Origin of the sequence: Caballeronia sp. LZ024 (assembly GCF_031451455.1) — a bacterium.
GTDB lineage: Bacteria > Pseudomonadota > Gammaproteobacteria > Burkholderiales > Burkholderiaceae > Caballeronia > Caballeronia telluris.
Window position 1 is genome coordinate 476,487 of sequence record NZ_JARUXL010000004.1, and the last position, 19,665, is coordinate 496,151.

Below are 19,665 nucleotides of genomic sequence, written 5' to 3' on the forward strand. Positions count from 1 at the left end.
GTTTGATTGGTTTTCCGAATTTTCTGAAAAGGCGGTCCGAACGCAGTGTGTTTTTCGAGATAGCGTTTGTCAACGGCGGCCGGCGGGACGCGATTTCCAAGCATTGCAGATCGTCCGAAACGGCGCCGCGCAAGGGTAGCCGGACATCGCCGGCGCAGTTGAAAGCGGTCTCGACGACGCCCGTCACGTCGCGCGTCGGGGAAGATCGCCTGCGCCGACCGCGGCGCATCCCAAGGCTGAAACAGCGCATTGCCGACTTATTGAGATGCGGCGCTCGCGAGGCCATGCATAATTGCCGACCGATTCAAATATCGCCCGCACTTGCCGCGGCACCCTTTCCACGACGTGACACTTATTCCGATCAAGCCGACCGTACAGTCCGCGCGCCCGGCGGCCGCCTTCACACGCAAGGTTCACTGATGGCGTTCGTCATCTGGTCCCGCCGATCCGTTTCCAGCCAGCGCGTGCGCTTCGTCGAAGCGCGCACGGCGCGCGTGATCGCGATCGTCGCCGGCATCGCGCTGATTCTGGCCGCGCTCGCGCTCGGCATCGCGATCGGTTCGACGCTCGGCAGCAGCCACGCCTTCGACGAGCGCGCCCAGTCCGCGCGTCATTCCTACGAGCTGGAGGAACTCGGCAAGGTCAGCGCGACCTTGACGAAGATCGAGCCGCGCGTCGCGCAACTGAGCGCGCAGGTCGGCGAACTGCGCGACTTCGAGGAGCGCCTGAAGGCGTCGCGCAAGTCCGCCGACGGCCCCGACGTCCATATCGTCCCGCCGCTGCCCGACAGCGAGGAAACCGCGCCGCTCGACGGCGCGGGCGGCCCGCTCCTGCCGCCACGGCTCTGCGGCGCCGGGAAAACGGCGAACGAAGGCAGCGCGCCGCAGCGCATGAAACGCACGCAGAAGTTCATCGACTGTCTCGACGACACGCTCTCGCAACTCGAAAGGGATGTCTTGCCGCACTACGCATCGTATATGGCGTTTCCGGGCCGCGATCCCGCGCCGGGCTCGCACGCGGGTTCGCCGTACGGCAACCGCATCGATCCGTTCACGAAGCATGCGAGCTTCCATCCGGGCGTCGATCTCGTCGCACCAACCGGCGCCACGATCCTCGCGACCGCGGGCGGCCGCGTGATCCAGGCGGGTCCACACGGCGGCTACGGCAATGCCGTCGACATCCGGCACAGCGACGGGATCGTCACGCGCTACGGCCATACGTCGAAGATCTTCGTGCGGGTCGGCGATGTCGTGATGCCGGGGCAGAAGATCGCCGAAGTCGGATCGACCGGACGTTCGACCGGACCGCACCTGCACTTCGAAGTGATCGTCGATGGCGCTCAGATCAATCCGACGCCGTATCTGGCGCTTTTCAGGCTCAAGTCCCATGCGCAAAGTTGACCGGAACCGCGCGACGCACCGGCTCGCACGGCGCACCTATTCGCTCACGCCCCGGCGCGCGCCGACGCTCCTGCTCGGCGGCATCGCGGCGGCGTGCGCGATTTCGGCGCTCGCGGCGGCCGGCTTCGCGCTGAAGAGTTCGCGCGAGCACGTCCGGCAGGTTGACGCGATCTGCGCGCCGCCAGTCTCCGAGCAGGAACTGCGCGACCAGCTCACGCACGCGCAACTCGCGCTCGATCACGAAGCCGCCACGCGCGCCGCGCTCGAGAAGCAGGCGGAAGACACGGCGGCCGAACTGAGCCGCCTGCGCACCGATCTCGCCTTTTTCAGACGCCAGCACGACAAGTCCGACTGATTCAAAGAAGTCCTACCGAACCCCGCTTTCAACGAACCGACGCAACGGAAGAACCCCGCCATGTTTGCAAAGAAGAAATCCCCCGGCATCCAGCAGGCCAAGCTCGCCACGCTCATCGCCCATGACGTCCATCTCAGGGGCGATCTCGAATTCAGCGACGGCCTGCGCATGGACGGCCACATCACCGGCAATGTCACCGGGCGCCCAGGCGAACAGACGCTGCTCGTCGTCAGCGACCAGGGGACGATCACGGGTAACGTCTGCGCCTACGACATCGTGATCAACGGCACGATCACGGGCGATGTCACCGTCGAGCATTTCGTCGAACTTCAGTCCAATGCGCACGTGAACGGCAACATCTTTTACCAGCAACTGCGCATGGACGTCGGCGCGTCGGTGGAAGGCAAGCTCACCAAGCGCGAACATGCGCCCGCGCGTCCCGACGCCATCGCCGACCACACCACCGACTGATCGCACGTATCCCGTTCCGTCCGGCCCGCGCCCGGCCTTCGCCAGCGCGCGCCATGGCTCAAGCAAGCCCGGGCAAATCCGCTAAGATGCAAAACAAGAGCGACGCGCCAAGGCCGTCGCAGCACAAGCGCGCTGTAAGCCGGCGGCGCGCGGACCTCAATACATCACACCCGGGGCACTCATTCATGCTGGTCAATTGCGCGGCCTATCAGAACGGCCGCAAGCTCGCCGATGTGCCGATCGACGATATCAACGCCTATCGCGACCTGCCCGACAGCTTCATCTGGGTGGCGCTCAAGGAGCCCGGCCCCGGCGAACTCGCGCACATGATGCATCAGTTCGGCCTGCACGAACTCGCCGTCGAAGATGCGCAGCACGGCCATCAGCGGCCGAAGATCGAGGAGTACGCCGAGTCGCTGTTCGCCGTGTTCCACACCGTCGAATTCGATGATGAAGGCGAACTGCTCGTCGGCGAGATCAATGTGTTCGTCGGGCCGAACTATGTTTTGTCCGTGCGCAACCGGACGACGCAGGGCTTCCAGGAAGTGCGCAAGCGCTGCGAGCGCGAACCGCATCTGCTGCGGCACGGTCCGGCGTTCGTGATGTATGCGCTGCTCGACAATGTCGTCGACCGCTATTTTCCGGTGCTCGAACAACTCGCCGCCGAACTCGACGAAGTCGAGGAGCGCATCTTCGAGCGCAACGGACTGGCGGCGTCGCGCGAGATCATCGAGGACCTGTATTCGCTCAAGCGCCGCCTTGTGCTGCTGCAGCATCACACGGCGCCGCTGCTCGAAGCCGTCAGCAAACTGTATGGCGGACGGCCGCCGGGCGTCTGCGCGGGCATGCAGGAATATTTCCGCGACGTCTACGATCACCTGCTGCGCATCGTGAAAACGATCGAGGGGCGGCGCGAAATGATCGTCACCGCGATTCAGGTGAATCTCGGCCTGATTTCGCTCGCGGAAAGCGAAGTGACCAAGCGTCTCGGCTCGTTCGCGGCGCTTTTCGCCGTGCCGACGATGATCGCCGGGATCTACGGGATGAACTTCCACCGCATCCCCGAACTGGACTGGGCATACGGCTATCCGGCGTGCCTCGGCGTGATGCTGGTAGTCGACATCATGTTGTATTGGCGGTTCCGCAAGTCGGGTTGGTTATAATGGATACTTCGGTGCATTGGACGCGACATTGACAACACGATTCGCGGCATCGAGAGGCGGGGCTTCCGGCGACAGCGGAACTATTTTCCGATTTCGATGTCTTACTTGATCTTGCGCGTGAGCAGCACCAGATGCGTAGCAGGATCTCCCCGGCAGCAGCGACCACCCAGCATGTCAGCGCGAACGTCCAGAATCAGGCGCTGAATGTCATCGCCCCGGCAATGTCGGCAGCAGTTTCCCGGCGTTCGTCTTCAAGATTCGGCCCGGGTTCGGGCCACAGTTGAGTTTCAGCGACGTCGGCGGTTCGTGACCGTCACGTTCTTCATTACGAAAAGCCCATGAAGCGACCGCGCCGCCGAAGCGCAGCGCTTCGTTTTTTGCTCGCTTGGCAGACGAGTCGGCCCCGAGCCGCGCTTCTGAGCCGCGCTATTGAGCCGCCTCTGGCCGCTTGTGGCTGTCCGCAGCCGCTTGCAAGAGCCTCGACGGCTCGCGGCCGCGGTTTCATGGCCGCTCACGTGCGCGTCCGGGGCGAGCGCAACACAGGACACAGGAAACATGAAAGACACGATCAAGACGTATAAAGGATACGAAATTCATCCGCTGATTTATCCGCGCGGCGCGCGGGACGGCGTCGCGGTTCGCGCGGCGGATGCGGGCTACGAGGCGTCGGTGCGAATCCGCCGCGCGGTGCCCGAAGGCGAAGAAGCCGCGGGCGACAGCCGCGTGTTTCGCGTCACCCAGCCGCAGGCGTTCGAAAACGGCGGTCAGGCGCGCCGCGCATGTCTCACGCATGCGGAAAAGCTGATCGACGGAGAAATCGACGGCCAGACGGTCGCGGACCTCTGACACCCGTATCGATATCCGCGTGATGCGGGAGCGCAAAGCCCGCGCGTCACCTACAATCTCATTATTGTTCAGACAGGAGCTTCATATGGCGAAAGAAGAACTCATCGAGTTGGACGGCATTGTCGACGAAGTACTGCCCGATAGCCGCTACCGCGTTACGCTCGATAACGGCGTCGTGGTCGGTGCTTACGCGTCGGGCCGCATGCGCAAGAATCACATTCGCATTCTCGCGGGCGACCGCGTGACGCTGGAATTGTCGGTGTACGACCTGACCAAGGGCCGCATCAACTTCCGGCACAAGGACGAGCGCGCAGGCGGCGGCGGACCCCGTCCGCAGCAGATGCGTCGCCGCTGATGCATCGGCGTGCGTCCGCCATTCCGACGGACGAGCGCCAGGAAGAGCACGGTTCGACGTCGCCCGGCATTGCCGCCGGCGGTGCGCGCGCGTCGAAGCCGCCCTCTCCCGTCCCGTTTTCCTCGCGACCTATCCCGCGACCTCGGCGCGCGCAGCCAAGAGCGCATCGATCGCGATAGCAAATCCCTCTTCGTCGTTGCTCGCCGACACCAGGCACGAACGCGCCTGCACGGCTTCCGACGACTGTCCCATCGAAATCGCGAGCCCCGCTGCATCGAACATCGGGACGTCGTTCGCCATGTCGCCGAGCACGGCCACGCGGCCGAGCGGCACGCCCGCATGCCGCGACAGCTCGCACGCCGCTTCGCCCTTGTTGGCGAGCACGTGCGTGACGTCGAGGTAATAGCTTTGCGAACGCGCGGCGTTCGCCCGGCCGCGCAGCGCCGCCTGCAATTCGCTTTCCGCGCGCGCGAGAAGCGCAGCGTCGGCACTCGACCCGACGATCTTGTCGACGGCCGCGAGATCCAGCTCGTCAAAGCTTTTCACCGATACGCCGTCGTAACCCACCGTGCGCCGTTCGAGCGGCACGTAGGCGCCCGCGGGGTTCGTCAGATACCACGCGTCGCCGATGAACACCCACGCGTCGATTCCGTCGCGTTCGAACCGCGCGAGCACGGTATCGACCGCCTCGCGCGGCAGCTTGTGCGCACCCAGCACGTCCCACGTGCCCGGCGCCACGATATTGCCGCCGTTATATGACGCGAACGGCAGCTTGACGTCGAGCGCCTCGACGATCTTTCGCATGCCCGCGCCCGGCCGGCTGCTCGCGACCGTGAACTTGACGCCCGCCGCCTGCAGGCGCCGGACCGCGTCGATGGCGGCGATGCTGAGCGATTTGTCGGTATGCAAGAGCGTGCCGTCGCAATCGGTGATCACGAGGTCGATTTGCGCGAGCGCGTCGAACGCGGCCTGGCCGTCGCCGATCACCGCGCGCAGTCCGTATTTGCGATGAGCCGTCATTCGAACGCTCCCGTGCGCTGATTGGCGGCGGGCAACTGACGCGACTCGCGCACCGAGCGCGGATGCCAGAGCCGCGCGCCGCCCTCGATGCCCGCCGCATTCGACACCACGCCCACGTTCGCCGGCAGGTCGAACGTGAGATGCGCGGCATTGCCGCCGCCGATCCATAGCTTGTCGTAATTCACGAGCGACGCGAGCACGCCGAGGATCTTCTCGACGCGCCTGTTCCAGCGCTTGCCGCCCACTTTCTCGCGCGCCGCATTGCCGATGTACTCGTCGTAGGTCTTCTTCTTCGCGACCGGATGATGCGCGAGTTCGAGATGCGGCATCAGTTCGCCGTCGCGGAAGATCGCCGTGCCCGCGCCGGTGCCGAGCGTCAGCACGAACTCGATGCCGTGCCCTTCGATGGCGGCGAGACCCTGCATTTCGGCGTCGTTGATCATGCGCACGGGCGGGTTGCCGATCCGCGCGGCGAGCAGGTCGGCGAGCGGAAAATCGCGCCAGCTCGCGTCGCCGATGTTGGGCGCCGTCAGCACGCGGTTATTGCGCACGACGCCGGGAAAGCCGATCGAAACGTGCGTCGGCGGCGGCGCGACGAGCGGCGCGACCAGTTCGGCGAGCGTGTCGACGAGTTGTTCGGGCGTGCACGGATGTGGCGTCGCAACACGCAGGCGCTCGCTTTGCATGTCGCCGTCCGCGCCGATGAGCGCCGCCTTCAGGCCCGTTCCGCCGATGTCGATCGCAAGAATTCGCTCGGGCCGGCCTGGTTTCTTTTTTGTTGCCACGTGTCGGTTCTCCTTAGTCTTTTTTCTTGCGGGTATCGACGAGCGGCCGCCAGGCGCGCCCGTCGGCGGCGAGCAATGCGTCGGCTTCTGCCGGACCGCTCGTGCCCGCCGCGTAACCGTGCACCGGAAGCGGCCCGTCTTTCGGATGCAGCACCGGATCGGCCGCGGCCCAGGCCGTTTCGATGCTGTCGGCGCGCTGGAACAGCGTTTCGTCGCCGAGCATGCAGTCGTAGAGCAGCGTCTCATAGCCGACGTTCGCGCGCTCGGCGAAAAAGTCGGCGTAATCGAACGACGAGCGCACCGCGCCGATTTCCATCACCGGCCCCGGCACCTTCACGTTGAAATCGAAGCTCGTGCCGTGCGCCGGGTCGATGCGCAGCGTGAGCACATTGGGCGTCAGGCGGTCGACGGGCGTATCGCGAAAGAGGCGAAACGGCACGGTCTTCAACTGCACCGAAAGCTCCGTGCGGCGCGCCGCGAGCCGCTTGCCCGTGCGCAGGTAAAACGGCACGCCGGCCCAGCGCCAGTTGTCGATGAACACGCGTGCCGCCGCGTAAGTCTCCGTCTGGCTGTCGGACGCGACGTCGGGTTCTTCCCGGTAGCCCGGGCCCGCCGGCCCCTTCTCGTACTGCCCGAAGACGACGTCCTGCGCGGTGAGCGGCTTCATGGCGTCGAAGACTTCGGCCTTCTTGTCGCGCACGGCTTCGGCATCGAACGAATTGGGCGGCTCCATCGCGATCATGCCGAGCAACTGGAACAGATGGTTCGGCACCATGTCGCGAAACGCGCCCGTCTGCTCGTAGAAGCGCCCGCGCCCTTCCACGCCGATCGTCTCGGCCGCCGTGATCTGCACGTGGTCGATGTATTCGCGCCGCCACATCGGCTCGAAGAGCGCGTTCGCGAAGCGCACGGCGAGAATGCTCTGCACCGTGTCCTTGCCGAGAAAGTGATCGATGCGATAGATCTGCTGTTCGTTCGCGTAACTCAGGATGTGCGCGTTGAGGTCCTTCGCGGAGGCGAGATCGGTGCCGAACGGCTTCTCGATCACGATCCGCCTGAAGTTGCCGTTCTCCTCCTTCAAGAGCCCCGCGCGCCCGAGATGTTCGACGATCGGCTTGAAGAAGCGTGCCGTCACGGCGAGATAGAACACGACGTTGCCCGTCTTCATCGTCGAGAGAAGCTGCTTCAGTCCGTCGAAGGTATCGTCGGATTCGAATTCGCCTGCGAAGTACTGCGTGCGCTCCACCACCCAGTTCCACGCCTTTTCGTTTAGCTGCGACGTGTGGAACGTGCTCGCGCGGTCGGCGGCGAACTTGCGCAGCGACTGCGTCAGCTCGTCGCGAAAGTCGCTGGTCTCGCGCGCGCCATGATTCACGCCGACGATCTGCATGCCGTCGTCGAGCAATCCGTCCGACGACAGGTTGTAAAGCGCCGGCATCAGCAGGCGTTTCGTCAGGTCGCCGCCCGCGCCGAAGATGACGAGCGCGCAGGGCGGCGCCGGATGCTTGCCGGCGAGCGGCGCGGCCTGGGTCCCTTCGGCATGCGTGGCGGGTTGGTCGTGTTCAGTGGGCATGGTCCGTCCGTAAGTGAGTGAAGCGGAAGGTGGGCACGTGAATCTGGAAAGACCGCTTTGCCTGCGGCACAGTTCAAAACGTCGGCATCGCGCGTCGAGAAAGCGCATGAGAGAGCACGTTGTCGTAGGTAATTTGTAATTTTTAACCTTTCGTGTCGTAAAATGTGCGCCATTCGGCGGCGGGCGATCGCGCCCCGGCACGCTTTCACGGACAAGCCTTCGGACAATGAACGCACCCAATTCTTCGATCGACCTCGACGCGTATTTCGAGCGAATCGGTTACGACGGTCCGCGCGAGGCCTCGCTCGATACGCTCGCCGCGCTTCACCGGCTGCATCCGCAAACGATTCCGTTCGAAAATCTCGATGCGCTGCTCGGGCGTCCCGTGCGGCTCGATCCGCAATCGATCCAGCAAAAGCTCGTCGGCGCGCGGCGCGGCGGCTACTGCTTCGAGCACAACCTGCTGTTTCGCGGCATGCTCGACGCGCTCGGCTTTACGACCCGCAGTCTCGCCGCGCGCGTCGTCTGGGGCCGCACCGATGCGCCGATGCCGGCGCGCACGCACATGCTACTGCTGGTCGATCTGGAAGGCGTCACTTATCTGGCCGACGTCGGCTTCGGCGGCGTGACGCTGACCGCGCCGCTCGTGTTCGAAACCGGGCGCGAGCAGGCGACGCCGCACGAGCCGTTCCGTATCGACGTCATCGACGCGAACAACTACCTGCTGCAAGTGAAGCTGGACGATGCGTGGGCGCCGCTCTACCGCTTCGACCTCGGACCGCAGTTCGACATCGACTATGAACTCGCGAACCACTTCGTTGCAACGCATCCTCAGTCGATTTTCGTGAGCAACCTGCTCGTGGCGCGCGTCGCGGGGAATTCGCGCTACGCGATGTTCAACCGGCGGCTGACCGTGTACGGCCCCGATCCGTCGCAACGCGAACTGACGACGGCCGACGCCTTGCGCGACGTGCTGCAAAACGAAATCGGCATTCGTCTGCCGGATGACGCGAACCCCGCTCTCGACGCCATGCTCGCTCGCCTGCCCTGACCCGCCGCCATGTTCAACAAGAAGAAGACGCCCGGCCGCGTCGCTTACCAGACGCCGCACCCGAATCCGATGCTCGCGAGCCGCCTGCCGAAGTGGCGCTCGACGCTCGTCCTCTTGTGCGTCTCCGGCGCGTTCGCCGCGCTCGCCGGCCGCGCGCTGTGGGTGCAGGTGCTCAACCAGGACTTCTACATCAACGAAGGCCAGAAGCGTTATCAGCGCACGCTCGAACTGGAGGCGACGCGCGGCCGGATCGTCGACCGCAACGGCGCGATGCTCGCCGTGAGCCTCGCAACCTACGAAATCTGGGCGACGCCGAAGCTCTTCGATGCCGAACGCGCCCGCGACATCGCGCGCCTCATCGACATGCCGGAGAAGGAATTGCTGCGGCGCCTCAACGCGAGCCGCTCGTTCGTGCTGCTCAAGCGCCAGGTCGACGCCGACACGGCGACACGCATCGCCGAGACCGGCCGCGCGGGCGTCACGCTGGTGCCGGACACGAAGCGCTTTTATCCCGAGGGCGAGTCGGCGGCGCATATCGTCGGCTTCACGAACAGCGAGGACAGCGGTCAGGAAGGCATCGAACTCGCCGCCGACGCGCGCCTCACGGGCGAGCAAGGCCAGCGCGAAGTGATCCGCGACCGGCTCGGCCGGGTGATCTCTGAAATCGGCGAGAGCGCGCCGCCGCAGAACGGCGAAACGATACATCTGACGATCGACCGCCGCATCCAGCAGCTCGCGCACACACAACTGAAGGCGGCGATCACGAAGCATCAGGCGCGCGCGGGCAGCGTCGTCGTGCTCGACGCGCGCAACGGCGAAATCCTCGCGCTCGCGAACTATCCGACCTTCGACCCGAACGACCGCGCCCGCCTGACCGGTGAGCAGTTGCGCAACCGCGCGCTCACCGACACCTTCGAACCCGGCTCGACGATCAAGCCGCTCGTCGCGGCGCTTTCGATCGACCTCGGGCTCGCGCGGCCGGACACGCGCATCGACACGTCGCCGGGCACGTTCAAACTCGGGCCGAACGTGATCCACGACACGTCGAATCACGGCGTCATCACGGTGTCGCAGGCGGTGCAGATGTCGAGCAACATCGCGCTCACCAAGCTCGCGCTCAGGCTGCAGCCCGAGACGATGTGGCAAAAGTACCGTGAATACGGCATCGGCAGCGCGCCCGACCTGACGTTCCCCGGCGCCGCGACCGGCCGGCTGCGTTCGCACGAGCGCTGGAAGCCGATCGAGCAGGCGACGATGGCCTACGGCTACGGGCTCTCGCTCTCGCTGTTGCAGATCGCCCAGGTCTACACCGCCTACGCCGGAACCGGCCACTTCCATCCGGCCACGCTCGTGCTCGACGACACCCGCGCCGCGCCCGTCGCCGTCACGAAGCCCGCGACCGCCGCCGCGATCCGCACCATGCTTGAAATGGCGATGGGACCCGAAGGCACCGGACGCGCGGCAAACGTCGAGGGATATCGCGTCGGCGGCAAGACAGGCACGGCGAGAAAGCAGGTCGGGCGCGCGTATGCGAAGAACAAGTACCGCGCGTCGTTCGTCGGCATGGCGCCGATGAGCGCGCCGCGCGTGATCGTCGCGGTGATGATCGACGAGCCGTCGACAGGTTCCTATTACGGCGGGACGGTGGCGGGGCCGGTGTTTTCCGGGGTCATCGGCGGGACGATGCAACTGCTCGGCGTGCCGCCCGACGCGTGATTCGCCGCGTGCCGGGCGCGCGCCTTGCTGCCGTCATGCTGTCGAAACCGTAAGGGCGCCGTGCTCTAATGACGCCTTCAGAACGAGAGAACGAATGCTCAGAGAGACCATGAAGAAACGCGCAGCGCTCGTCGCGCTGCCCCTGCTGCTCAGCGCATGCGGCTACTTTCACAACCCGGACGCAGGCGAGCCGGAAGTCGAGAAGGCGTCGAACAGTTCGGTCGACAGCATAGTGCAGTGCATCACGAAGGAAGCCGACAAGCACGACGCGCCCTACAAGAAAACGCCGATCCCGCAGGGCGTGATGCTCGAATTCGGCGAATCCAACGTGATCAAGGTGCGCTTCGACAACGGCGAGACGAGCTATCGCTTCTATCCCGGCCAGCGCCACACGTCGAACATGTGGATCGAGGGCGCGGGCAAGAAGTGCGCGCCCTGAGATAAGACCCGACGATGCGTTCCACCAAGGCAATCGCCGCTGTCGAGCGGCTCAAGACCCGCAGCGGGAATCCGCAGTTCGCGGCCGTCAGCATGAGCAGCGGCCTGTTTTATCTCGTCGACAAATCGGCGGATGGCGACCAGAAAGTCTCCGCGCCGCTGCCGATGGACGAATTCGTCGCATTCGTCAACGCGATCCAGCCAGCGAAGCCGCGCAAAACCAGCAAGCTCGATCTCGCGATGGAAGCGCAGATCCGGCGCAGCGGCAAGGCGCGCGACACGGGCGAAGGCTGAACGCCCGCACTATTTCATTACGCCTGCGCGCATCCCGGTTCGCCGCGCCACGGCACGAGTCAAACATCGCGCCGTTCGGCGAAACAATGTGCGATGCCAGACGGAGCACCTACCCTCGCGTTGCGTACATTTTTGACAACGGTCGCAAAAACCGAGGGGCCGCCTGAAACGACGTCGAGCGTTCGGGCGAACGGGGTGCCCGCGCGGAGACGGAAGCGTTGATTCGCATCCGTTGCCGCGTGGCTGAAACGGTGACGAGTACATGAAAAAGAAGAAAACCGAGACCACGGGCAGCCTGCTGCCCTCGGCGATGGCCGATGTCGAACTTCAGCACATCGAACGCGCGCTCGCCCAGCTTCGGACGATGAGCGCGCAATCCTCCGGAACACTGAACGTCGAATACTGGCGCGAGCGGCTCAATGCCGTCGGCACGCAGTACGCGCTCGTGCCGGCGCAGAGGCGGCGCATCGAGGCGTTGCGGAGCGCGCTCGACGCGGTCGGCAAAGGACCGGGCGACTCCACGCCGGGCCGCGGGAAAACGACCAACAGGCTTTGGGCGAAAGCGGCTTAACCACCGCTTTCGCCCCTTCGCGCCGCGGCGCGAGCCATGAGCGCCGTCGCGCGAGCGACGGCGCGCAAGCTTTCCTGTAAGCATTCCAGCCGATGCCGTCAGGCATTCTTCCTGCTCCTCGCATAGACCTTGGTCTTTCTGGAGTGCGCATGTCCCGATTCGATTTCACTTTCCTTCGCCGCGCCGCGACGGCCGCTTTTGCGTGCTCGATCGCCTTGACCAGCACCAGCGGCTTCGCGCAGATCACGAGCGGCAGCGGCTCCGAGCAGCAGGAAAATCGCGCATCCGCGATGGGCACGCAGCCCGCCGCCGCCAACTCGGCCGTCCACGAATCGCAGGCGCCGCAGTCGAAGGACGCCGCCGGCAAGAGCCGCGGCGCGACCGCCGGCAAAGGCCACAAGACCGAAGGCGCCGGCGGCTTCAACAACGGCCTTTACGGCACGGGCGCCGGCAGCAACAAATAACGCCGTCGCGCCGGCTCGCGTCAGTCCTGCCGGTTCGGCGCGCCGGTGATCTCCGGTGCGATCGCCGCATGGTTGACGATTGCCACGAGCGAGATCCCGCCGATCATGTTGCCGATGAACGTCGGCAGCAGGAACACGCCGAAGTAATCGCCGACGCTCGCCGCGCCGGTCATCACCGCATAGGACGCCTCGACCGACCCCGCGATCACGTGCGACAGCTTGCTCACCGCGACCGTGTAAGTGATCAGCAGGATCGTCAGGAGGCGCGCCGAACGCGCGCTCGGCAGCAGCCACACCATCAGCGCGATCAGCCAGCCGGCGAACATGCCGCGCACCACGGTCACGCCGAAGCTTCCCGTCAGCGGCGTCTGCGCGACTTTGCCGAGCGACTCGGTGACCTCCGGCGAGAACACGCCGGGAAACTGCAAAATCCCCGCGAAGATCACCGTGCCGACCAGGTTGAACAGCAGCACGATCGACCAGAGGCGCAGCGTCTTGAGGAGCGTCTTCATGTCGCGCCGCGTGAGTACCGGCAGCACCGCGGAAAGTGTGCTCTCGGTGAAAAGCTGCTGGCGTCCGAGAATCACGATCACGAAACCGATCGTATAGCCGAAGCTCGATACGAGCCCGCGCCAGCTCGTCTCGGGCAGCGCGCTTTCGAGGATCGACTGCACCAGAAACGAAAAGCCCATCGACAACCCCGCCGCCAGCGCCGACCAGATCAGCGCGCCCGCGGTGCGGTCCATCGCGGCTTCCCCTTCCTCGCGCACGATCTCGTGGATCACCAGTGCGCGTGGCGTCGAGTGCTCGGCGGCCTGGTCCTGCTCGTCGCGGTTCAGGTGGGGGGAATTCGCGCCGGCCTCCGACGCTTCCGGCGTCGCAGTGGACGCGTCTGGTCCGGAACGCGTGCGTGAACGGTTCTGATCGTCTGACATGGACTGGTTGCTCCGGGATGCTCGCCGACGATCCACGAACGAACGCGGCGAATGAACAGGAAAGGCGCGTCCGTGTGTGTGCGGAAACGACGTCCCGGTCAAGCACGAACAATGCCCGCCGCACGCATTACTGGAGCATGAAGGTTTCGTATTCGAGCGTATCGAGCTTCCGGTCGAGCCAGTAGAGACTCAGGAGCACGACGGCGAGCAGCGAGAGCGCGAAGCCATAGCCGTACCAGCCCGGGTTCAGCGCAAGCGTGACGCCCGTGAACACGACGTTGAACAGCACGAACAGCGCGACCAGCGTGAGCACCACGCGGCGCTTGTCGAGATAGAAGAACACATTGATCACGCCCATGAAGATCACCTGCAGGCTCGCGGCGATCACGTCGACGTAGAAGAGCGGCAGATAGAGCGTCGAAATCCGCAGCCAGTCGAGCAGCACCGCGCCGATCGCGAACAGCATCAGCGCGGCGGTTGCCTGCACTTTCACGATCTCATAGAGTCCGTTGCGCAGCGCCTCGACCATCGCGTTGCGCATGCGCTCGATGTGCTGCAGCGAGGCGCCCTCGCGCACGGCGTTGTAGAACTCGTCGTAATACTCGACGAAGTCCGTCTCGATGCGCATCAGGAACACCGCCATCCCCGGGATGATCGCGAGGTAGGACAGGAACACCGGAATGTCGTAGATGATCGACGCGCGCAGCGGTCCGATCACGCTTTGCCCGGTCGCGGGCGAGTACCAGAACATGAACTTGTCGGCCCAGATGCCGAGGTTGTACAGGAAGCCGGTGAGCATCAGCGTCGGATAGCGATAGCGCTTCATGAAAAGCTCGAACGCCATGAAGCGGCTGCCGGTGTAGTCGCGATAGATGAGCGTGAGAAGCCCGGCGAGCAGCACCGTCTGCCCGCCGACGAAGCCGCCCAGCAGCCCGGTGAGCCCGAACACGTTCAGCGTGATCGCGGCGCCGGTCGTCAACGCATAGCCGATGAAGAACACCCACAGGATCGACATGTACTGCTTCATGCCGGAGAGGAAGATCGTCGCGAGCCAGATGTTGCTCATCACGACGAAGCCCGCCAGCATCAGCAGCCGGTACGCGGCGCTTTGCGTTGGAAAGAGGATCACGACGGCGAGCCCGCCCAGCACCGCCGCCGCCACCGTGATGACGAGCGCCGCGCCGTGGAAATTCGGCAGCACGAGGTCGGCGCGCTTTTCGAAGAGCCGGTCCGACGTGAAGCGCGTATAGGCGAGTTGCAGCGGCCCCGTCAGCACGAGGCTGAGTGAAATCAGATACGTGACCGACACCTGGAACTGCGTGATGAGTCCGGTCGGCAGCACGAACGGCAAGCTGAGAATGCCGATCAGCAGAATGCCGACGATCGAGAGAATCCACGGCCCCGCGCTGATGAGGCCCGCGTATGCGTAGGCCTGCATCAGTCCCGCGAGCGTGTCGCGGCGGAGCATCTTGCGCAGTTCGAAGCCGATTCCAGCCATGTCGGTGCCTTGGAAGTGATTGAGCGCTCAGTCCGGCGTCGCGATCAGGCGCGCATACAGCGACCGATAAGCGCCGACCATCATGTCCTGCGTATAGAACCGCTCGACTCGCGCGATACCGGCCGCCTGCGCCGCGTGCCAGTTTTTTTCGTCGAGCAGGTCGAGCGCGGCCTGCGCGAGCGCGCGCGGATCGGCGATCTGCACGACGCGTCCCGCCGCGCCCAGCGCCGCGTCCTCGCCCGGCAGCCCGTAGATGAGTTGCCGGCACGAGCCGACATCCGTCGTGACGGACGGCACGCCCGCCGCGAAGCCTTCGAGCACGACGAGCGGCAGCGCCTCCGAGATCGAACTCAGGATCAGCACGCCACAGCGCGGCAACAGTTCGTCGATCTTCTGGAAGCCGAGAAACTTGACCTTCTCTTCGAGTCCCAGGCTCTCGACGAGACTGCGGCATTCCTTCGCGTATTCCTCGTCTTCGTCCTCGGGACCGGCGATCCACGCCTCGGCTTCCGGCTCCTCGCGCACCACCGTCAGCATCGCGCGGATGAAGGTCTTGATGTCCTTGATCGGCACCACGCGGCCAATCAGGCAGAGCGTCTTCGGCACCTGCGGCGCGCGCTTGGCGCGCAGCGCCGCGAGCCGCGCGAGATTCACGCCGTTCGGAATGCTCGCGGTCTTGTGCGCGGGCGCGCCGTCCGTGACCTGACGCTGCCGGTTGCCCTCGTACAGCGCGATGATGTCGTCGGCGGCGTCGTAGCACACGCGTCCGAGCGTTTCGAAGAAGCGCACCCACAGATCGCGGAAATAGCCGACCTGCGAGACGTCGCGCTCGAAGATGCTGCGGTTGTCGCGAATCCACTGGCTCTGGAACAGGTCGATCTTGCGTTCCTTCGTGTAGATGCCGTGTTCCGAGACGAGCAACGGCCGTCCCGTCCGATGATGCGCGAGCGCGCCGAGAAAGCCCGCATAGCCCGTCGATACCGTGTGGTAGACGCCCGCCAGCGGCAAGGCTTCCGCGATGCGCGCGAGTTGCCAGAGCGGCTTGTGCATGATCCGCACGGTCCAGAAGTAATCGACGAAGGACGGGTCCGTGCAGCGCTCGCGATACTGCTCGGTGATGAACTTCCACGCCTCGCGCGAGTAGAGAAACTCCGGCTCGGAGAGCTTGCCGCCGGGCGCCAGTTCGCCGAGCATGTCCTTGAGCATCGCGCCGGCTGCCGCGCGCATCGCCGGGTTGCGCATCGCGTCGTGCAGTTGCGCCGACTGCGCGAACGCCGCACGGTCGCCGCGGCCCTTTTCGATCGACGGCGGCGCGTCGAAATCGTAGAGGAAGTGGTTTTCCTGATGCACGACGTTATCCGGCAGCGGATACGAAAGCTTCGGATAATCCTGCGGCCGGCTGCCGAGAAAGCACAGCGCGAACGAGTGCTCGGGGAACGCGCGGATGATCTGGTTGACCCAGCTCGACACGCCGCCGCTCACATACGGAAACGTGCCTTCCAGCAGCAGGACGACATCGGCCTTCGATGCCTTCGGAAGCGCCACGCTGGCGGTTTCCTTCGAAACGTGCTCGACAGTACTCATGACAGCGCCTTTTTCGTGAAAGCAGAAGACGAAGCAGAAACGCCGCCCGGCAGCCAGTAGTCGAGCACGGGTTTCATCACGGGCAGCACCGCCGACGGATTCATCTGCGCCAGCAGCGAACCCACGCGGACGTAATCGCCGCGCAAATACGCGGCTTCCGCGAGGTAAGGCAGCATGCGGTCGCGGGCGAAGCCGCACGCGATCGCGCGCGCGAGCAGCGCTTCGGCGTCGTCGAGATCGCGCCGGTCGAGCGCGAGACGCCCGCGCATGCGCCACAACGACGCATCGCCCGGCTCGATGGCGAGCGCCGCCTGCGCGTAGGCGTCGGCCTGCTGGGCGGCGTTCCGGTAGACATCGCCCTGCACGAGATGCCCGTAGATCAGCTCGCCATAGAGCGCCGCCAGCGTCTTGTTCACGCGATACCGCTCGCGCGGCGCGAGTTCGCGCGCGAGCTTCGGGCGCTCGGCGAGAATCTTCTGCGTCAGGAGCTTCTCCTGACTGTCGAGCATGCCGTAGGCGAGCAAGCGGATATCGTCGAGCGGATCGGCCAGCATGCCGCGCAGCAGCGGACTGATGGTGTGCGCGGGCATCGACTGCATCGCGAGCAGCGCGGTCATGCGCAGCGACGTCGCGGCTTCGGCGTTCTGCAATTCGGCCTTCAGGCGCGCGCCGCGTCCATACGACACATGCGGGATCAGGTGCGTCGCGAACTGCGGCTCCTCCACATAGGCGATGCCGCTCGCCTCGATCCGGCGCGGCAGCGCGAGCGCGAGCGTCATTGCGCAGACGGTGGCGAGCACGCCGCCCACCGGCACGCTGAAGTTGAAGAGCCACAGATAGAACCACGACGCCTTGCCCGGAATCCGGTAGCGGCGCGGCAGCACCTGCCAAGCCGCAAGCGCGATCAGCACGGCGGCGAGCGCCTGCAGTTCGAGACAGCGCAGCAGCAACGCGGTTTGCGGTCCATCCCCCGCCGCCATCACGAAGACGCGGACTTGCAGCGCCGCCCCGGCGACGGCCGCGACGAGCGCGAACGCGGCGACGACGCGCGAATCACCGATCGACATGGCAGAGCCTCAGAAAAGCGAGCAGCGCCTCGACGGGCGCCGCGCGACCGACGCGCATCGAATAGGTCGCGACGTGCGCCGTCTCGAAGTCGGTGCCGAACTGCGCGCGCAGGTTCTCTTCGATGCGCAGCAGATAGCCGTCGACCGCGCCCTCGCCCGAGAGCGGCATCAGCGTGAGCACGGCGCGCTGGCCCGGTTGCGCGATCGGCCACTGCACGTCGAGCGAGCGGCGCGAGCGCAGCACGTGCTCGTAGAGCGACGCGGAGAGCGCGCTCGCATCGAACACCAGCGCGACGAGCGACGATTCGATGCCGGTATCGCGGTGCAGATGTTCGAGGCGCGCGTAATCGAGGGCGAAGTCGTAGGGAACGCCCGGAAACGCTTCGATGAGCGCGCGCGTGATCTCGGCGTGACGCACGCCGTCCGCGTAATAGCCGCACAGCACCAGCAGGAACTGGAGGTTGTCGCGCGTGAGCGCCAGAAACGGCATGCGTTCGACCACCAGCAGCGCCACCCGGCGCCCGCCCGCATCCAGCAGCGGCGCGACCGCCTGATAGCGCGTGTGCAATCGCGGATCGGCGCTGCTTGCGTCGCCTTCGGCCGAGCGCGGATGGGCGAGCGCGTGCTTGTCGAGCGCCTCCACGACGAGCGGATCGGCAAGATCCAGCTCGAACGGCGCGCCGACCGTCGCGGCGGGCGTCGACACGACGCCGCCGTCGCGCCATTCGTAGAGCGCCGCCGTCTCGATCTGACAGGCCTGCGCGGCCGCCTCCAGAAAGCGCGCGGCGCCCTTGAGCGCGCCCGGGTCGTCGTCGCGCAACGCGAGCGCGCGCAGGCGCCCGAGCGAATCGCGCAAGGTCGCGGGCCGCGCGAGCAGGTCCTGTTCGAGCCGCTCGTGCGAAAGCCGCAGCAGGAACTGGTTCTTCGTGAGGATCGACAGGCGCTCGGCGAGATAGTCGTTCGCGACGCGCGCCTGCCGCTGCCGCCCGATCCAGATATCGCCGAACTGCCCGCAGAGCAGCGTCGCGATGAAGCCGCCGAAGAAGAACGCGCCCGGAAACGCCGCTCCGACAGGCGCGCCCGCGTGCACGCCGGCCACGAGCGGCATGAGCGGCCCGGGCGCCTGCACATACCAGCCGGCGAGCAGCAGCAGCCCGCTCGCGGTGCCGGCGATCGTCCCGTAACGCAGCGCGAGCACGATCGGCACGAGCCAGACCCAGCCGAAGCCCGTGCGCACGAGGAGCGGATCGGCGGGATCGACGAGCCGGCAGATCGCGAGCAAGACGAGCGTCGCCACGACGACTTCCGCCGCGACATACGCGGCGCGCTTTCGCGAAATGCGCGACGGCGCGATCACCCGCGCCCACAGCATGTCCTGCGCGATGCTCTGCCCGCCCTGCGAGCTGGTGCGGCGCACGCGCGAGTCGCCGCGCTTTCCGCCTGCCGCACGCCCTGTCTGGTTCGCCACGTCGTCTCTCCTCCTTGCCCGGCTCTGCGGCCTAGCGCGTGAGCGGCGCGAGCAGTTGCTTCTCGAGCTTCTGCGCGACGCCCGAGAGCGCGTCGCGGCTCCAGCCAGTGCGGCTGCCCGCCGCGCTCCAGAGCACCTTGCCGCTCTCGACGTCGATCACGTCGAAGGTCAGGCCGACGGCGGGCTCCCCGTCGACGCCCACTTTATAGCGCCACTCCGTCACGGTGCCCGTGAGCGCATAGCGGATCTTCTGCGAGCGCGCCCAGTCGAGCGCTTTCGCGGCGGCGTCGGGCCGGGCGGGATCGAAGAGATTTTCGTCGTCGCTGCTCGCCGGATAGCGCGTCAACTGCCGGAAGCCGCCTGATGCAAGCAGGCTCTGCGCAATCGACGCGGCCCGCTGACCCGCCTGCGGCGTCTCCGTCTGGTTGACGATCGGCAGGACGGTGAAGCTGTCGTCCTTTGAAACGCCCGTCACTGCGTCGCTGCGATCGACGACCGCGCACGCGTTGAGCGCGAGCGCCGCCGCAAGCGCGATGCTCACGCGGACCGCGCCGCCGTTGACACTGGCAATCCTGTTCTTCATGTCGATTCTCCGTTTGCTGCAAACCGGT

Annotated in this window: 21 protein-coding genes; 12 read left to right on the forward strand and 9 right to left on the reverse strand. The window is 65.8% G+C overall.

Annotated features, from left to right (window positions below):
• Positions 1-419 precede the first annotated feature (419 nt).
• The 6 genes from QCE48_RS24330 to infA all read left to right on the forward strand — a co-directional run bounded on the left by QCE48_RS24330 (position 420) and on the right by infA (position 4,590).
• Positions 420-1,400, forward strand: a complete 981-nt coding sequence (locus tag QCE48_RS24330; RefSeq protein WP_309782790.1) for a M23 family metallopeptidase — start codon at positions 420-422, stop codon at positions 1,398-1,400.
• Positions 1,387-1,755 (forward strand): hypothetical protein, encoded by a 369-nt coding sequence (locus QCE48_RS24335; protein WP_309782792.1) that lies wholly within the window; start codon positions 1,387-1,389, stop codon positions 1,753-1,755. Before QCE48_RS24330 ends, QCE48_RS24335 begins: the two co-directional genes overlap by 14 nt.
• Before the next feature lie 60 nt (positions 1,756-1,815).
• Positions 1,816-2,226 (forward strand): polymer-forming cytoskeletal protein, encoded by a 411-nt coding sequence (locus QCE48_RS24340; protein ID WP_309782794.1) that lies wholly within the window; start codon positions 1,816-1,818, stop codon positions 2,224-2,226.
• A gap of 185 nt (positions 2,227-2,411) precedes the next feature.
• Positions 2,412-3,389: a magnesium/cobalt transporter CorA gene (corA, locus tag QCE48_RS24345; protein ID WP_309782795.1), complete on the forward strand. Its 978-nt coding sequence runs from the start codon at positions 2,412-2,414 to the stop codon at positions 3,387-3,389.
• A 555-nt stretch (positions 3,390-3,944) separates the two neighbouring features.
• Positions 3,945-4,235 (forward strand): hypothetical protein, encoded by a 291-nt coding sequence (locus QCE48_RS24350; RefSeq protein ID WP_062632301.1) that lies wholly within the window; start codon positions 3,945-3,947, stop codon positions 4,233-4,235.
• 85 nt (positions 4,236-4,320) lie between these two features.
• Positions 4,321-4,590, forward strand: a complete 270-nt coding sequence (infA, locus tag QCE48_RS24355; protein ID WP_309782798.1) for a translation initiation factor IF-1 — start codon at positions 4,321-4,323, stop codon at positions 4,588-4,590.
• 129 nt (positions 4,591-4,719) lie between these two features.
• Here the strand turns inward: infA and QCE48_RS24360 are convergent, their stop codons facing one another.
• Genes QCE48_RS24360 through zwf form a run of 3 tightly spaced genes read right to left on the reverse strand, consistent with a single transcriptional unit; the run spans position 4,720 to position 7,968 of the window.
• Positions 4,720-5,610, reverse strand: coding sequence for an HAD family hydrolase (locus tag QCE48_RS24360; RefSeq protein ID WP_309782799.1), 891 nt, complete (start codon positions 5,608-5,610; stop codon positions 4,720-4,722).
• Positions 5,607-6,395, reverse strand: coding sequence for an ROK family protein (locus QCE48_RS24365; RefSeq protein WP_309782801.1), 789 nt, complete (start codon positions 6,393-6,395; stop codon positions 5,607-5,609). The genes QCE48_RS24360 and QCE48_RS24365 overlap by 4 nt, the downstream gene beginning before the upstream one ends.
• 13 nt (positions 6,396-6,408) lie before the next feature.
• Positions 6,409-7,968, reverse strand: coding sequence for a glucose-6-phosphate dehydrogenase (gene zwf / locus QCE48_RS24370; RefSeq protein ID WP_309782802.1), 1,560 nt, complete (start codon positions 7,966-7,968; stop codon positions 6,409-6,411).
• A gap of 226 nt (positions 7,969-8,194) precedes the next feature.
• On the opposite strand from zwf, the gene QCE48_RS24375 reads away from it, so the two are divergent.
• From QCE48_RS24375 to QCE48_RS24400, 6 genes are all read left to right on the forward strand, one after another.
• Positions 8,195-9,019, forward strand: a complete 825-nt coding sequence (locus tag QCE48_RS24375; protein ID WP_309782803.1) for an arylamine N-acetyltransferase — start codon at positions 8,195-8,197, stop codon at positions 9,017-9,019.
• 9 nt (positions 9,020-9,028) lie between these two features.
• Complete coding sequence (locus tag QCE48_RS24380) at positions 9,029-10,735, forward strand: penicillin-binding protein 2 (RefSeq protein WP_309782805.1); 1,707 nt, start codon at positions 9,029-9,031, stop codon at positions 10,733-10,735.
• Between the two features lie 109 nt (positions 10,736-10,844).
• Positions 10,845-11,174 carry a hypothetical protein gene (locus tag QCE48_RS24385; protein WP_309782807.1) on the forward strand — a complete coding sequence of 110 codons (330 nt, stop codon included), beginning with the start codon at positions 10,845-10,847 and terminating at the stop codon, positions 11,172-11,174.
• Positions 11,175-11,188: 14 nt separating this feature from the next.
• Positions 11,189-11,467, forward strand: a complete 279-nt coding sequence (locus QCE48_RS24390; RefSeq protein WP_309782808.1) for a hypothetical protein — start codon at positions 11,189-11,191, stop codon at positions 11,465-11,467.
• 262 nt (positions 11,468-11,729) lie between these two features.
• Complete coding sequence (locus tag QCE48_RS24395) at positions 11,730-12,038, forward strand: hypothetical protein (RefSeq protein WP_309782809.1); 309 nt, start codon at positions 11,730-11,732, stop codon at positions 12,036-12,038.
• 149 nt (positions 12,039-12,187) lie between these two features.
• On the forward strand, positions 12,188-12,502 hold the full coding sequence (locus QCE48_RS24400; RefSeq protein ID WP_309782812.1) for a beta-xylosidase: 315 nt from the start codon (positions 12,188-12,190) through the stop codon (positions 12,500-12,502).
• Between the two features lie 20 nt (positions 12,503-12,522).
• Here the strand turns inward: QCE48_RS24400 and QCE48_RS24405 are convergent, their stop codons facing one another.
• From QCE48_RS24405 to QCE48_RS24430, 6 genes are all read right to left on the reverse strand, one after another.
• Complete coding sequence (locus QCE48_RS24405) at positions 12,523-13,437, reverse strand: formate/nitrite transporter family protein (protein ID WP_309782814.1); 915 nt, start codon at positions 13,435-13,437, stop codon at positions 12,523-12,525.
• A 127-nt stretch (positions 13,438-13,564) separates the two neighbouring features.
• Complete coding sequence (pelG, locus tag QCE48_RS24410; RefSeq protein WP_309782816.1) at positions 13,565-14,935, reverse strand: exopolysaccharide Pel transporter PelG; 1,371 nt, start codon at positions 14,933-14,935, stop codon at positions 13,565-13,567.
• A gap of 27 nt (positions 14,936-14,962) precedes the next feature.
• The gene (gene pelF, locus QCE48_RS24415) at positions 14,963-16,519 is read right to left on the reverse strand and encodes a GT4 family glycosyltransferase PelF (protein WP_309782818.1); all 1,557 of its coding nucleotides are present in this window, start codon (positions 16,517-16,519) and stop codon (positions 14,963-14,965) included.
• Positions 16,516-17,586, reverse strand: coding sequence for a hypothetical protein (locus QCE48_RS24420; RefSeq protein WP_309782820.1), 1,071 nt, complete (start codon positions 17,584-17,586; stop codon positions 16,516-16,518). The genes pelF and QCE48_RS24420 overlap by 4 nt, the downstream gene beginning before the upstream one ends.
• Positions 17,573-19,054 carry a PelD GGDEF domain-containing protein gene (locus tag QCE48_RS24425; protein WP_309782822.1) on the reverse strand — a complete coding sequence of 494 codons (1,482 nt, stop codon included), beginning with the start codon at positions 19,052-19,054 and terminating at the stop codon, positions 17,573-17,575. The genes QCE48_RS24420 and QCE48_RS24425 overlap by 14 nt, the downstream gene beginning before the upstream one ends.
• A 31-nt stretch (positions 19,055-19,085) precedes the next feature.
• Positions 19,086-19,637, reverse strand: a complete 552-nt coding sequence (locus QCE48_RS24430; RefSeq protein ID WP_309782824.1) for a penicillin-binding protein activator LpoB — start codon at positions 19,635-19,637, stop codon at positions 19,086-19,088.
• Positions 19,638-19,665: the final 28 nt, after the last annotated feature.